This is a genomic window from Pseudoalteromonas sp. SWN166 (assembly GCF_015864485.1).
GTDB lineage: Bacteria > Pseudomonadota > Gammaproteobacteria > Enterobacterales > Alteromonadaceae > Pseudoalteromonas.
Genome location: NZ_JADYXB010000005.1, coordinates 115,999 through 130,145, shown reverse-complemented (window position 1 = coordinate 130,145; position 14,147 = coordinate 115,999). Strand labels below are relative to the sequence as shown.

The window sequence follows — 14,147 nt, the reverse complement described above, 5'->3', positions numbered from 1 at the left end:
TAAATAATTACATTTTGAACAAGTGCTATTAAATGACGACTAACCAAATAACTTTCGTCTAACTACTTTTCTATAACCACTAGGCGTTTGGCTTAATACTTTTTTAAACACGCGTGTTAAATGACCTTGGTCGTTATATCCCACTTCTAAAGCCACTTCTTGAATTGATAAATTTGATGATGCTAATAACTCCTTCGCACCCTCTACGCGTAATTGTTGCCAATACTCAATAGGGCTTTGATTGGTAGCAGCTCTAAAGCGACGTGTAAAAGTACGGTAGCTCAAGCTAAATTGGGCAGCGACTTCTTGAAGGTTTAACTCGGTGGCTAAATTTGTTTTTAGCCAAAACTGAATTTGCGCAATTAGCTCGTCGGGATGGCGGTCAACTGCGCCTTCTAAGTAGCGTTGATCTTCGTAGGGTTTACGTATTTCGTGCGAAAAGTTTCGCTCTACATGTTGAGCGGCGGCTTTTCCATAGTACTGACTAATAATATGTACGATCACATCTGCAAGGGCATTAAGGCTTGCTACGGTATACATGCGTTCTGACTGGGTTATAAAAAAGTCGGGTTTTAGGCGCACTAACGGGTAGTCGTGGCTAAATTGATTGGCGTAGTGCCAATGGGTGGTAGCAGGGTGCCCATCAAGTAAGCCAGCCTCAGCTAGTAAGCAGTTGCCAGTGCCTACACCAATTATATGGCTGCCTGCGCTAAAGCTCTCGCTTAGCCAGTCAACTACGTCTTGATTTGTACGCACCACTGGGCGCGGATTGCGCCAAATACCAGGCACTATAATTAAATCACTATAGGGCGCATTAGTTGTTATGCAATCAGGAATTATCGCAAGGCCTGCGCGAGTAGCTATAGATTCTGCATTTTTAGCCACTAAATTTATAGCAAGCGGTCTAAAGCCATGTTTATCAATATGGCCTTTAGCAAAGGCCTCGCCGGCTCTTAACATCTCAATTGGCAGCGTTAAACTAGTCACTAATAAATGCGGATAAACCGCTATAGCAATGTTTAGTGGTGGATTAGTGTGTTTGTCAGTCATATAAATGCTCCGACCAGTACATTTTGGCCTTTTGTGCTGAATATTTGGCTATTAAAGCACAATGCATAGTGCATAATCCATTTAAACTGGCTGTTCTTCTAATAACACGTTTTTTAAAGGTAAATTATGACTGCATTACCCGTTATAGTAGGCATGGGTGGTATTAACGCCGCTGGCCGTACTTCTTTTCATCAAGGTTATCGCCGTATCGTGTTAGATAGTTTAAACGCTCAAGATCGCAGTGAAACATTTTTAGGCCTCGCCACACTGATGAATCTAGTAAGCGTTGTAAACGGCCAATTACAAGATACACAAGGTAATAATGTTGAGCAAAGCGACATAGAAGCACGCTTTGGTGAGCAAATTATTGCTGGTACACTTATTCGTAAAATTGAAAAGGAACACTTTGATGCCGATGCCACACCGTGGCAGCAAAAAATGACACTAAGCGCATCAAGCGAAAACGCTATTGTGTTTGAAACGCGCGCTCGCGATTTACCAACGCCGGTTCCGGCGAGTTGGCAGGTTGAAGAACTTGAAGGCAAAAAAGTTAAAGTAACTATTGCCGCCGACATTGATGTAAAACACAACTCAACGCGTGATAACCCAATTAAATCTGCAGGGCAATTTCCAACTGGTTTTGATCCATCTGTTATGTATAACAGCCGTTATCAGCCACGTGGCCTACAAGCGACAATTTTTGCAGCGACCGATGCGATTAAATCAACAGGGCTTGATTGGCAGCATATTATGAATAGCGTAGAGCCAGATAAAATTGGTACCTATTCAGCATCGGTTATTGGCCAAATGGACGACAAAGGCCTTGGCGGTTTAGTAAAAGCGCGCCAACAAGGCGACCGTGTTAGCACTAAACAGTTAGCTCTGGGTTTAAATACCATGTCGACTGATTTTATTAACGCGTATGTTACTGGCAATGTGGGGACTACATTTTCGACCTCAGGAGCCTGTGCTACGTTTTTATATAACTTACGTGCAGCGGTTAACGATATACAGGCAGGGCGTACGCGTGTTGCAGTTGTAGCAAGTGTTGAGTGTGCTATTACACCAGAAGTGATTGAAGGCTTTGGTAACATGAGCGCACTTGCCAATGTTGAAGGTTTGCGCCGTTTAGATAACTTATCAAATGATGAAGAACCTGATTACCGTAAAAGCAGCCGTCCGTTTGGGGATAACTGTGGCTTTACATTAGGTGAAGGTGCACAAGTTGCGATTTTGATGGATGATGCCTTAGCTCTTGAGTTAGGCGCTGACATTATGGGCTCTGTACCTGATGTATTTGTTAATGCAGATGGCATAAAAAAATCAATTACGTCACCTGGTCCTGGTAACTATATCACCATGGCTAAATCGGCTGCTTTGGCAACGAGCCTTTTAGGCAAAGAAGCTTTGCAAGAACGTAGCTTTATTTTAGCGCATGGCTCAAGTACACCGTTAAACCGCGTAACAGAATCGTTGATATATCACAAAGTAGCACAAACATTTGCTATTGATAATTGGAAAGTGACAGCGCCAAAAGCTTATGTTGGACATACTATAGCTCCTGCAAGTGGCGATCAATTAGCGATAGCTCTAGGTGTATTTAGTCACAATATTATGCCGGGTATTACCACGATTGATAAAGTGGCTGACGATGTTTATACCGACCACCTTGATATTCGTAATAGCCATTACGAATGCGGTGAAATGGATATAGCTTTTATAAATTCAAAAGGCTTTGGCGGTAACAATGCAACCGCTGTCGCGCTTTCGCCAAAAGTGACAATGCAAATGCTCGCTAAGCGCCATGGCAATGAGGTTATGACTAGTTACGCGCAGAAAAATGTAGCAATTAAAGCTGCGCAGCAAACGTATAAAACGCAAGCCGATTTAGGCCAGTACGAGCTTATTTACCGCTTTGGCGACGGACTCATTGACGACAACGACATTGTAATTGACGAGCAAAGCATTCAGTTGCCAGGCTTTGAAAAAGCAATTACGTTTAGTACAACAAATTCCTATCAAGATATGTTTTAAGCACATATACTTGTTAGCAAGGCGCTTTTTAAGCGCCTTTTTTAATGTCTATTATTTGATGCTAACTTGTATAAACGCTATATATATTTAGCAATTAAGCTGTGCTTGTTATTTCGCTTCCAGCCAATATAGCGCTTAGCGAGTAGGGTTGTTAGGCCAATAACAACGCCTATAAATAAAAGTGTTGCCGTGTAACTCATGCCATAACCTTCAGGCAAGCCAACGAGAGTGTCGCCGTAAGTCATATCACTAAAGTTTAACCCTAAAGCAGGAATAAGTAGCCACGCAATAGCATGTAATAAATACAAGTGAATTAGGTATGAAAACATACTGGTTTTACCTAGCACTTGTAAAAAATTACGTGAAAAGTCAGTTTTAGCATGGCTTAAAAGCTTAAGGGCTATTAGCCCAATGCCAACGGTTAACAGCATAAACTGCAACGAAAGTGGGTATTTTGTTGGATTTAAAAACGACATAACTGTATCAAAAGTACTGCTATGGACAGTAAATATTGAAGTGTCGCCATACAAATTAAAACCACGAAGTAAAGTGTATAAAGCAAGGCAACTAGCACCTATTAATGCTGCATAGTTAATTACTTTTGCACTGTACTGCTGGCCTTTGTAATAAACACCAGCACAATAGGCCAATGCCATTAAGCCAATAATAGGGGCAACTGGGTAGGTTGTTCTAATTTTAAAATCAAAAGGGAGATCCAGTACATTTTTTTGATGTGCAATGGACCAAACAGTGTGTGCAAATGTATTAGGCTCAAAGCTTATACCATTAAACAGGTTATGTCCGAATACTAACAATAAGCCTGCTACAAAAACGGCATAGATGCCTAGTAAACGTAAAAGACCTAATATTACAAACCCCCAGCCGATTGCCCAAATAACTTGTGCGTATAGCATTGGGTATAATGGGTTAAAGCTCCAAGACCAAGAAACGATAGTAAATTCAAATAAAATTAGCACTAAGCCGCGAACAATCAAGCTCTGTGAAAATGCTTTAGTGGATGCGTATTTGTGCTCCGTTATAGCAGCCGATAGGCCCGCTAAAAATACAAAAAGTGGCGCGCAAAAATGGGATACAAAACGCGTAAAAAAAGTGAGTGCATCGGTACCGGGAATGGTCATCGGATCGGTTACCGAGTAGTTTAGGCAATAGTACATGCCATGGTCTATAACCATGAATATAATGATAATACCCCGAAGTAAATCAATATGATGTAATCGGGGGGTTAAAGCTGAGTCCGACATTTAGATTCAAAGCACGTTATAAAATTTGCGTGTATTATATGTTATATAGTATCAGTGTGCGAGTTCGGTTGCTCACTCCTCGACTGTGTATTAGCTTCATTAAAAGCTATTTAAACTTTTTAACGTACCTGAGCGTTATAAAGTTAATTACTGCAAGTAATATAGCTATTTCGTAACGGCTGTACGCAACAGCAATACCTATTAAGCCCATATTCCATATGCTTGCTGCAGTGGCTGTGCCGGATGTTGATTGGTTATTTTTTAAAATGGCGCCACCGCCGATAAATCCAATACCGGTAATGATCCCTTGCAATATTTTTGATTGTGCTTCTGCACCATCTAAAACCGACATAGCAATAAGTGCATACCCGCATGATGCAACTGCAACAAGCGGGAAGGTTCTAAGCCCTGCGCCATCATTACTACGCTCTCTGTCGTAAGCCATAGGTAGGGCAAGTATGTAAGCGATACCAAGATGAATTAAATTATCTATGATTTCGTTCCACTGCAAATCAATTTCCATTACTGTTCTCTGTTGATAAACTTTGTAAACAAATAGCAATCATTAGGCCAGTTATAAATTAATTTAAATTCAGTATCTTAAGGTTTTTAAATACAAAAAAGTTAACTAATAGAGAAACATTTACACAGCTATTTAACGCTTTTACACAACAATTTGATTGATCAAATTTGATCTGCGTACTAAAGGGACGTATTCTTTTCGGCAAACTTAAATACTGTTATGTGAACCTTTTGCCTCTAAATAACACGCCAACCAGACTCGAGAAAACAGCCTTAGTACTTTGCTTAAGTTTATCTGTTATTGCTTTTTTATTTCCACAATTATTAACTACAAGCTTACAGCCTATTATTAGTGAGTTATTAGGTTATTTAGGGTCGCCATTTTTTATATTAGTTAACCTGTTACTTTTTGCCGTTTTAGCTATTGCGATAAGTCCCTTAGGACAGCGTAAAATTGGAGGCGCACAAGCAAAGGTTGAGTTTGGCCTGTTTGGGTGGCTTTCTATGTTATTTGCAGCAGGTATGGGTTCTGGATTAATATTTTGGGGCGTTGCAGAGCCTGCTTTACATACGGTTAGCTCGCCATTAAAACAAAGCTTATATCCAAATACTCAAACAAGTGGTTTAGCGCTTACCTTAGTTAACTGGGGTGCACATGCGTGGGCACTTTATGCAGTATTTGGTTTGGTGCTAGGTGGGCTTACTAGCAATAGCGGTAAAGCGGGTGACATAAGTGCACCAGTAATGAGTGCTGTAAAAGGTTTAATAAATAGAGGCTGGCAACTAAAGCTAAGGTTTAGCATTAAGTTAATAGCCATATTGGCGATATTTTTTGGTGTTGTAGGCACTATTGCAAATTCAACTTTGCTACTGCGCAAGGGCCTCGAGCTAAAGTTAGGCGTAGAGTCAGTTTTACTTTCTGGCTTTATCATTATTAGCTTAATCGTTATTTTGTATACGGTATCGGCAACATTAGGGCTTAAAAAAGGCGTTCAAACGCTCAGTAAATTTAATGTACTTTTAGCTTTTATGCTTATTGTATGGCTATTAATTTTTGTGCCTATACAGCCAATTATAGATATAGCTTTGGGAGGCACATGGGATTACATTCAACTTATAACCACAGGCACATGGCAGTTTGAAAGCGTACTAAAAAAGCCTGAGTGGGCAAATGGCTGGACATACAATTACTATTTTTGGTGGTTAGCGTGGGGCCCGTTTGTTGGTGTGTTTTTAGCTAAAATAAGCCAAGGGCGCCCAGTTTGGCAATATATTGTTGGTGTTGTATTTGTACCAACCTTAGTGACCATTATTTGGTTTAGTGTGTTTTCGGGCTCTGCGATTGCGTGGGATCAAACGCATAATGCAGGTATTTTAGCGGCTATTAAAGCCGATTATACACAAGGGCTATTTGTATTTTTTGAGCAGCTAGGGTGGCAAGGTGGCTTATTAATTTGGTCAAGCTTATTACTGTTACTTATTTTTGTAGCAACTTCAGCGGATTCTGCCGTTTTAGTAATTCGTGAACTGAGTGGTGCAAATGAAGCTCAAACATGGAGCTTATATGCTTGGTCGTTTGCGTTAGGTTTATGCGCGTTTGTTTTGTTAGTGCAAAATAACGAACCGTTAAACAGAAGTGTTGCGATTATTGGCGCTTTGCCATTTTTAGTTATTTTTATTTTTCAGCTGGTGGGTTTTACAAAAGAGTTTATAAATGAGTTCAGGTAATCATGCCTACATATTTTTACAATGCTATTTTTAAAGTTGTATATAATTTAGGTAATGTTTTTGAACAGGATGAATCATGAGAACGCTAACTTTATTTTTATGTGTTATTTACCTAAGTGGCTGCACAGTTGCCGGCGCTATTATTGACGGCCAAGCACAGTCAAATGCACGTGATAATAAATATAATAATAGTCCTGCTCGTTCAGAGCCTTATAAAAATCCACTCGAACCTGTGCCTACAGATAAAAACGGATTTAACTTTACTGATATGGGATTAAAGATAGATTCGGCTCTTGTTAGCCTAGTGAAGGGGGAAAGCACTACAACGCAAGTATGTAGGCAGGTCACTAAAAGTCTAAAAGAGTGTGTAGAAGTAGAAAAGTCATCTCTACACACTAATGAGTCTAAGCAGTTAAAAACTGATGATGAAATAATAAGTGTTGGTCAATAAAACTACTTATAAAAAAGTAACTATGATCGTAACCTTCTTGCATCTCCAGTGTTAGCGGGTAGCTCTTTTCGTTAGCAACAGCCACTAAGTTTTGTGGTTTAAGTTGCTCCTCTAAAAAACCATCAGCATCGCCTTGAGTAGTCAGCATCGGTAAGTAATCAGTTTGTTTGGCTTTTTTCATCAGCTCGCACGTGTCGTACTGTGCCCAAAGCGATTTATCACTGCCCAAATACCCTGTAAATGCTTTTTCGCCCCACGGACAGTTTATTGGGTTAACGATAGGGCTAAACGCAGATGCACTAACGTATGCTTTAGGGTTTTTAAGCGCGACCATTAATGCACCGTGCCCGCCCATGGAGTGACCACTAATTGCCTTTGTGCTTGTGACGGGAAAGTGTTGTTCAATAAGAGCCGGTAACTCACTAACAACATAATCGTACATATTAAAATGGGTGTTGTAAGGAGCTTGCGTTGCATTCACGTAAAAGCCAGCACCTTGTGCAAAATCGTAAGCGTCTTCATTGGGTACATCTTCGCCGCGCGGGCTGGTATCAGGCGCTACAATTGCAATACCCAGCTCTGCTGCTTTTTTAAACGCGCCTGCTTTTTGCATAAAGTTTTCGTCAGTACAGGTTAAACCTGATAACCAATAAAGCACAGGTACTTTGTTTGCCTCACTTGCACCAGGCGGTAAAAATACGGCAAAGCGCATAGTGCAATGTGTACTTGTTGCAGCGTGAGTATATTGTTTATGCCAACCGCCAGACACTTTTACACTTGAGATATTTTCTAACATACTTAATCCTTAAAAGCCGTAAACTTAAAAGTATTACGGCTTATTATTAAACGTATTTAAGCAAATATTAGTAATGAATTACCGTACGAATGCTTTTACCTTCGTGCATTAAATCAAATGCTTCGTTAATATCTTCAAGGCCCATTGTATGGGTAATAAAGTCGTTAAGAGCAAATTCGCCAGCCATATAACGTTCTACTATTTCAGGTAGTTGCGAGCGACCTTTAACGCCACCAAATGCGCTACCACGCCATACACGCCCAGTTACCAGTTGGAACGGACGGGTTGATATTTCCTGGCCAGCACCGGCTACGCCAATAATTACCGACTCACCCCAACCTTTATGACAACACTCAAGCGCAGAGCGCATTACATCAACATTACCAATACATTCAAACGAGTAGTCAACACCACCGTCGGTCATTTCAACAATAACTTCTTGAATTGGCCTATCAAAATCTTTTGGATTAATTAAATCAGTTGCACCAAGTTTTGTTGCTAAATCGAATTTAGTGGTGTTTATATCAACACCAATAATACGACCCGCACCTGCCATTTTTGCGCCAATAATGGCTGATAAACCAATACCACCAAGACCAAAAATTGCTACTGTGTCGCCAGGTTTTACGTTTGCAGTGTTTGTTACTGCACCCATGCCTGTTGTAACACCACAACCTAGTAAACAAATCTCTTCTAAAGAGGCTTCTTTATTTACTTTGGCTAATGAAATTTCTGGAAGTACTGTGTACTCAGAAAACGTTGAGCAACCCATGTAGTGGTATATAGGTTGGCCGTTTTTAAAAAAGCGTGTTGTGCCGTCTGGCATAAGGCCTTTACCTTGTGTTTCGCGCACAGCAGAACATAGGTTAGTTTTACCTGAAGTACACATTTTACACACGCCACATTCAGCCGTGTATAGAGGAATAACATGATCCCCAACTTCAACACTGGTTACGCCTTCGCCAATTGCGTATACAACGCCTGCGCCTTCATGGCCTAAAATAGCAGGAAATATGCCCTCAGGATCTTGGCCCGATAATGTAAATGCATCGGTATGACATACACCAGTAGCGGTAATTTTTACCATTACTTCGCCTTTTTTAGGCATCATCACATCAACTTCTTCAACACTAAGTGGTTGATTAGGACCCCAAGCAATGGCAGCTTTTGATTTAATAAATTCAGACATGTGTTTATCCTTTGTAGTGGTTAGATAATAATTGTAGACCCAATTTGCTTGGGCAATGTGGCTATTGTATTTGTTTCTCAAACAATGATAATCTCTGATTTATTAAAACACTTTTACAGTATGGTAATAATGGCGCGTTGGGATGGGATAGATGAGTTTATAGCGGTAGGTGAAGAGGGCAGTTTTACCGCAGCGGCTAAAACGCTTGGGCTGTCGGTTGCGCATATTAGCCGACATGTAACAGCGCTTGAGCAACGTTTAAATACTCAACTTTTAACCCGTACAACCCGTAAAGTCGTTTTGACTAAAGAGGGTGAAGCGTATTTACATCAAATAAAGCACTTACAGTATGCAATGGATGAAGCAACGCAAGGTCTTGCCACGCACCAAACTACACCAAAGGGTAAAATTAAACTCACGGCTCCGGTTATGTACGGGGAAACGTTCATAATGCCTTTAGTGAATAACTTTATGTATGACCATCCTGAGGTAGAAGTTGTTGCCACATTAAGTAACGAGCAAGAAAACTTGCTAGAAGGCGGCTTTGATTTAGCAATAAGGTTAGGGCATCTAAAAGATTCAAGCTTAAAAGCTCGCAGGTTAAGTGCAAGGCGCTTTATTATGTGTGCTGCGCCTGAATATTTAAGGCGTTTTGGCGAGCCTCATACTTTAGGTGAATTAAATAATCATCAATGCTTAGTTGGTAATAGTAGTTATTGGCGCGTAAACGAAAACAATCGTGATAAGCACATTAAAATTGCGGGCCGCTTGCAGTGTAATAGCGGTTGGGCACTGGTAGATGGTGCAAAAAAAGGGTTGGGTATTGTACAGTTACCCGACTACTACATTGGCAACGAAATTTCTTCTGGCGAATTAGTTCCTATTCTAACGGCTTATCAACCACAGCAAGAGGGCGTATGGGGCGTGTATCCACCAAGGCAGTTTGTGGCCACTAATGTACGCGTATTACTCGATTATTTAGTCGCAGGACTTAAAGCTTAACCGCGAGTTAATGGTTAAATACATATTGCTTTAAATATAGCCAAGTATCAGATTTTTAAATTATTTCTTACATTTTACGTCATACCCAAAGGCACTTTTTTCGTGCTACTATTGCTCAATACTTTTAGGATAAGTGTTAAAAATAATATGTTTCAACCGGTTAGCTTATTTATAGGGCTTAGATATAGTCGCTCCTCTAAGGGAAATGCGTTTATATCGTTTATATCGTTTTTTTCTATCGCCGGTATTGCTATTGGTTTAATGGCTTTATTTACGGTCAGCAGTGTAATGAATGGCTTTGAAAATAGCTTAAAAACGAACATGTTAGGGCTTATTCCTCATGTTGAAATAAAAGCGGAAGCACATACTGCTGCACAAATGAATACCCTAAAAACCGACCTCGAACAATCTCCCTATGTTGACCATGTAAGCTTATATCGCCACGGCGAAGCTATTTTACAAACTAATAAAGATTTACACGGTGTTTTATTGCAGGGCCTTTATGACGATAACGGGTCTTTATATAAAATAACCGACAAAATAGTGCAAGGCGATTGGAAAACTGTACTTAACAAAAACTACAGTATTGCAATAAGCCGTTATTTGAGCCGTAAATTAGGCGTTAGCGTGGGTGATAAGCTGCGCGTTATTATGCCTAATGCTTCAACATATACACCTCTTGGGCGAGTACCTAGCCAGCGTTTATTTAAAGTTGCCGCAATATACGAAACCGGCTCTGAAATCGATATGGCACTTGCGTTTACCAGTGGCGCTTCGCTGCAACGCGTGCTTAAGCTTGATAAAAATACCGCCCCTAATTTAAGTATCTCGTTGCACGAACCGTTCGAGCTAGATGAATTTATTGAAGCCAGCCAGCTTATTTTAAATGATCATAATTATAGTGATTGGCGCAGTACTCAAGGGACTTTATTTGCAGCCGTTGCTATGGAAAAGCGCATTATGTCGATGTTGCTTGCGCTTATTGTATTGGTGGCGGTGTTTAATATTGTATCGGCATTAACCATGATGGTGAGTGAAAAACAAGGTGAAGTGGCCATACTTCAAACGCTAGGTTTAACACCTTCCCAAGTTCAAAAGGTATTTATGGTGCAAGGCTTATATAACGGCGTAATAGGTACTGCAATAGGTGCGTTTTTAGGTGTTATATTTAGTTTGTATATAAATGAGTTACTTGCATTAGTAGGTTTAAACTTACTTGCAGGTATAGAGCTTCCGGTAAAATTTGATATTTTGAGTTTAGTAATAATAGCGTTTGCCAGTATTACTATGAGCTTTTTAGCTACCTTATATCCTGCGCGTAAAGCCGCAAAAGTAAAACCAGCAGAGGTATTACGTTATGAATGATTTAGTTATTAGTTGTGAAAATTTAAGTAAAATTTATCAAGACGGCAACAACCAAGTCGAAGTATTAAAAGGCGTTGATTTAGCTTTGCAGCAAGGCGAAATGCTCGCGATTGTGGGTAGCTCAGGCTCTGGTAAAAGTACGCTTTTACATATACTTGGTACATTAGATACCGCAAGTTCGGGTAGCGCTAAAATAAAAAACCAAGAAGTTGCCAAGCTTTCGCGAACAGAGCAAGCCGCATTTAGAAACCAAAACTTAGGGTTTATCTATCAATTTCATCATTTATTAATGGAGTTTAGCGCGGTAGAAAACGTAGCTATGCCATTATTAATTAAAGGCTTAAGTGCAAAAGAGGCTAAAGTACAAGCCCTCGATATGCTCGAAAAAGTAGGCCTTGCACATCGCAGCTCACATAAACCGTCTGCACTTTCTGGTGGAGAGCGCCAACGCGTGGCAATAGCCCGTGCACTGGTTACTAAACCTGCGCTTGTGCTTGCTGATGAGCCAACCGGTAATTTAGATAAACAAAATGCGATTAAAATTTACGATCTAATTAACGAGCTAAACCAAAGTTTAAACACCAGTTTTGTAGTGGTTACACACGACTTAGAACTTGCCGATAAGCTGGGTAAAATAGCGTATTTAGATGATGGAAAACTAGCCATTAAAGAGTCGCAGCATGTTGCTTAGTGCATTTTTAAGTAAACGCTTTAGAGCTTACTCAGGCCATAAAGACGAAAAAAACGGCTTTGTTAGTTTTATCGCTAAAGCGTCAACCATTGGTATTTTATTAGGGGTTGCGGTTTTAATAGTGGCGCTGTCGGTAATTAATGGATTTGAGCAGCAACTAGTACACCGTTTGCTAAGCGTGGTACCGCAGGTTGAATATGTAGCACCAAGTAGGCCTATTGCAAATTGGTCGCAAAAAGTTAAGGATTTACAAACACAACCGCATGTAACAGGGGCTGCGCCATTTATTGCTGTCAATGGTATGGCGCAATATAAAAGCCAGTTAAAAGCGGTTGAAATTCGTGGTGTAGAGCCATCGCTCGAGAGTAATGTATCGGCGGTAAACCAGTTTACCAGCGGTAAATTAGTGAGCCAGTTAGGCCTTGATGACGTTATTTTAGGCAAGCAAATAGTAAAACAGTTAGATGCCAAAGTCGGCGATAATATTACGTTGCTAATTCCCCAAATAAGCCAAAAAGGTAAGTCATTATTAGCACCTAAACGCGTAACACTTAACCTTGCGGGCGTTATAGAAATGGGCGGCCCAATTGATAGTACCGCTGCGTTTATCCACCTTAACAAGGCGCAGCAAGCATTAGGTTACGACGATACTCAAGTAACAGGGCTACGATTAAGCGTTGATGATGTGTTTTCGGCGCATCAAATAGCGCTAAAAGTGGGCCAAACTATTGATGACTATGTGTATATTTCTAGCTGGTTTAGAACGCAAGGCAGCCTGTATCAAGATATTCAAATGGTACGTACCATTGTTTATATTGTGGTGTTTTTAATTATTGCGGTAGCTAGTTTTAATATTGTGTCGTCTTTGGTGATGGAAGTGCGCGAAAAACAAGGCAATATTGCTATTTTAAAAACCATGGGCGCAAAAGACAGTACTATTTTAGCCACCTTTGTAATGCAGGGCTTAATGCAAGCATTTGTAGGAGTCGCGCTCGGGACATTAATTGGAGTGGTATTGGCGCTTAACATAAGCGAGCTATTTACCTGGATAAGCCAATTATTTGGTGCTAACCCGCTTGAAGGTGTTTATTTTATAGAGTTTTTACCAAGTAAATTAGCACTTGAAGACATTGGTATTACAGTGATTGTTACGTTTGTGCTAGCGATACTTGCCACTATTTATCCTGCATGGCAAGCAACGCGCGTAGATCCTGCCAAGGTGCTAGGTAACTAGGTATAAGAAGCTTAAATAAAAATTAATAGGGTGGTATTAGTAAACCTGTTAAACTAGGTGCTTATTTAAAATTAAGCAATAACTGCTTGGTTGCTATACCTCACTTTGGGATTTACTTTGACTAATAACGATATTTTACGCCGCATTCGCTACACTTTTAACTTAACTGATACTGCTATGGTCAATGTTTTTGCATCAGCAGAGCATACTGTTACCAAAGAGCAAGTAATTGCATGGTTAACTAAAGAAGGTGAAGAGGCTTTTACCCCAATAAGTGATACTGAGTTTGCTAGCTTTTTAAATGGGTTTATTAACACCCAACGTGGCAAACGCGAAGGTGAGCAACCAGAGCCTGAGAAAAAGCTAAATAACAATATTATCTTCATGAAGCTGCGTATTGCTTTAAACATGAAAGCAGAAGATGTTATTGCAACACTGGCACTTGTTGATTTTGACTTAAGCAAACATGAGTTAAGTGCATTTTCTCGTAAAGTAGACAACAAACATTACCGTGTTTGTAACGATCAAATACTACGCTTGTTTTTAACTGGTGTTCAAAAGCAGCACCGTCCAGAAGAATCTGCTGAGTAACTGGTTTTAGCTAATCAGCTTTTAGTTAATGGGTTTTGCGAGCGCAATGCAGTATAAAGCCCATTAATTGTTATATTTTTAAACAAACCCACACCTAACCTAACACTTCTAAAATTCCCTTTTAAAAACATTACAGTTTAGCCTTGCACAAATCTTTACGTGTAACTGTGAATTTAAATTCATCTTTAATAAATAAAAATCAAACTTCCAATTAAAAATAATTCAAGTGCTG

The 14,147-nt window shown here is 40.0% G+C and carries 13 protein-coding genes; 8 read left to right on the top strand and 5 right to left on the bottom strand.

Annotation, left to right across the window (positions count from 1 at the left end):
* Positions 1 to 39: 39 nt before the first annotated feature.
* A complete protein-coding gene (locus tag I6F49_RS04795) occupies positions 40 to 1,050 on the bottom strand; it encodes a GlxA family transcriptional regulator (RefSeq protein WP_197139550.1) in 1,011 nt (336 codons plus the stop codon).
* 126 nt (positions 1,051 to 1,176) lie between these two features.
* Between I6F49_RS04795 and I6F49_RS04790 the strand changes: the two genes are divergently transcribed.
* Positions 1,177 to 3,084: a beta-ketoacyl synthase gene (locus I6F49_RS04790; protein ID WP_197178780.1), complete on the top strand. Its 1,908-nt coding sequence runs from the start codon at positions 1,177 to 1,179 to the stop codon at positions 3,082 to 3,084.
* A 77-nt stretch (positions 3,085 to 3,161) separates the two neighbouring features.
* Here I6F49_RS04790 and I6F49_RS04785 read toward each other — a convergent pair whose 3' ends face one another.
* Entirely contained in the window at positions 3,162 to 4,346 is a 1,185-nt protein-coding gene (locus I6F49_RS04785; RefSeq protein ID WP_197178778.1) for a DUF1624 domain-containing protein, read from the bottom strand.
* Positions 4,347 to 4,452: 106 nt separating this feature from the next.
* On the bottom strand, positions 4,453 to 4,869 hold the full coding sequence (locus I6F49_RS04780; protein ID WP_197178776.1) for an MgtC/SapB family protein: 417 nt from the start codon (positions 4,867 to 4,869) through the stop codon (positions 4,453 to 4,455).
* Between the two features lie 221 nt (positions 4,870 to 5,090).
* Here I6F49_RS04780 and I6F49_RS04775 point away from each other — a divergent pair, with 221 nt between their 5' ends.
* Both I6F49_RS04775 and I6F49_RS04770 read left to right on the top strand, forming a co-directional pair.
* Complete coding sequence (locus tag I6F49_RS04775) at positions 5,091 to 6,596, top strand: BCCT family transporter (RefSeq protein ID WP_331461442.1); 1,506 nt, start codon at positions 5,091 to 5,093, stop codon at positions 6,594 to 6,596.
* 76 nt (positions 6,597 to 6,672) lie between these two features.
* A complete protein-coding gene (locus I6F49_RS04770) occupies positions 6,673 to 7,047 on the top strand; it encodes a hypothetical protein (protein WP_197139555.1) in 375 nt (124 codons plus the stop codon).
* Here I6F49_RS04770 and fghA read toward each other — a convergent pair.
* Positions 7,001 to 7,843, bottom strand: coding sequence for an S-formylglutathione hydrolase (gene fghA / locus I6F49_RS04765; protein WP_197178774.1), 843 nt, complete (start codon positions 7,841 to 7,843; stop codon positions 7,001 to 7,003). The two genes, I6F49_RS04770 and fghA, sit on opposite strands and share 47 nt — an antisense overlap.
* 67 nt (positions 7,844 to 7,910) lie before the next feature.
* A complete protein-coding gene (locus I6F49_RS04760) occupies positions 7,911 to 9,032 on the bottom strand; it encodes an S-(hydroxymethyl)glutathione dehydrogenase/class III alcohol dehydrogenase (protein ID WP_197178772.1) in 1,122 nt (373 codons plus the stop codon).
* 129 nt (positions 9,033 to 9,161) lie between these two features.
* Here I6F49_RS04760 and I6F49_RS04755 point away from each other — a divergent pair, with 129 nt between their 5' ends.
* The 5 genes from I6F49_RS04755 to I6F49_RS04735 all read left to right on the top strand — a co-directional run bounded on the left by I6F49_RS04755 (position 9,162) and on the right by I6F49_RS04735 (position 13,915).
* Positions 9,162 to 10,034, top strand: coding sequence for a LysR family transcriptional regulator (locus I6F49_RS04755; protein ID WP_197178835.1), 873 nt, complete (start codon positions 9,162 to 9,164; stop codon positions 10,032 to 10,034).
* A 147-nt stretch (positions 10,035 to 10,181) separates the two neighbouring features.
* The gene (locus I6F49_RS04750) at positions 10,182 to 11,399 is read left to right on the top strand and encodes a lipoprotein-releasing ABC transporter permease subunit (RefSeq protein WP_197178770.1); all 1,218 of its coding nucleotides are present in this window, start codon (positions 10,182 to 10,184) and stop codon (positions 11,397 to 11,399) included.
* Positions 11,392 to 12,090 (top strand): lipoprotein-releasing ABC transporter ATP-binding protein LolD, encoded by a 699-nt coding sequence (lolD, locus tag I6F49_RS04745; RefSeq protein WP_197178764.1) that lies wholly within the window; start codon positions 11,392 to 11,394, stop codon positions 12,088 to 12,090. Before I6F49_RS04750 ends, lolD begins: the two co-directional genes overlap by 8 nt.
* Positions 12,080 to 13,324, top strand: a complete 1,245-nt coding sequence (locus I6F49_RS04740; protein ID WP_197178762.1) for a lipoprotein-releasing ABC transporter permease subunit — start codon at positions 12,080 to 12,082, stop codon at positions 13,322 to 13,324. The genes lolD and I6F49_RS04740 overlap by 11 nt, the downstream gene beginning before the upstream one ends.
* A gap of 117 nt (positions 13,325 to 13,441) precedes the next feature.
* Positions 13,442 to 13,915: a DUF1456 family protein gene (locus I6F49_RS04735; RefSeq protein ID WP_002960721.1), complete on the top strand. Its 474-nt coding sequence runs from the start codon at positions 13,442 to 13,444 to the stop codon at positions 13,913 to 13,915.
* Positions 13,916 to 14,147 lie beyond the last annotated feature (232 nt).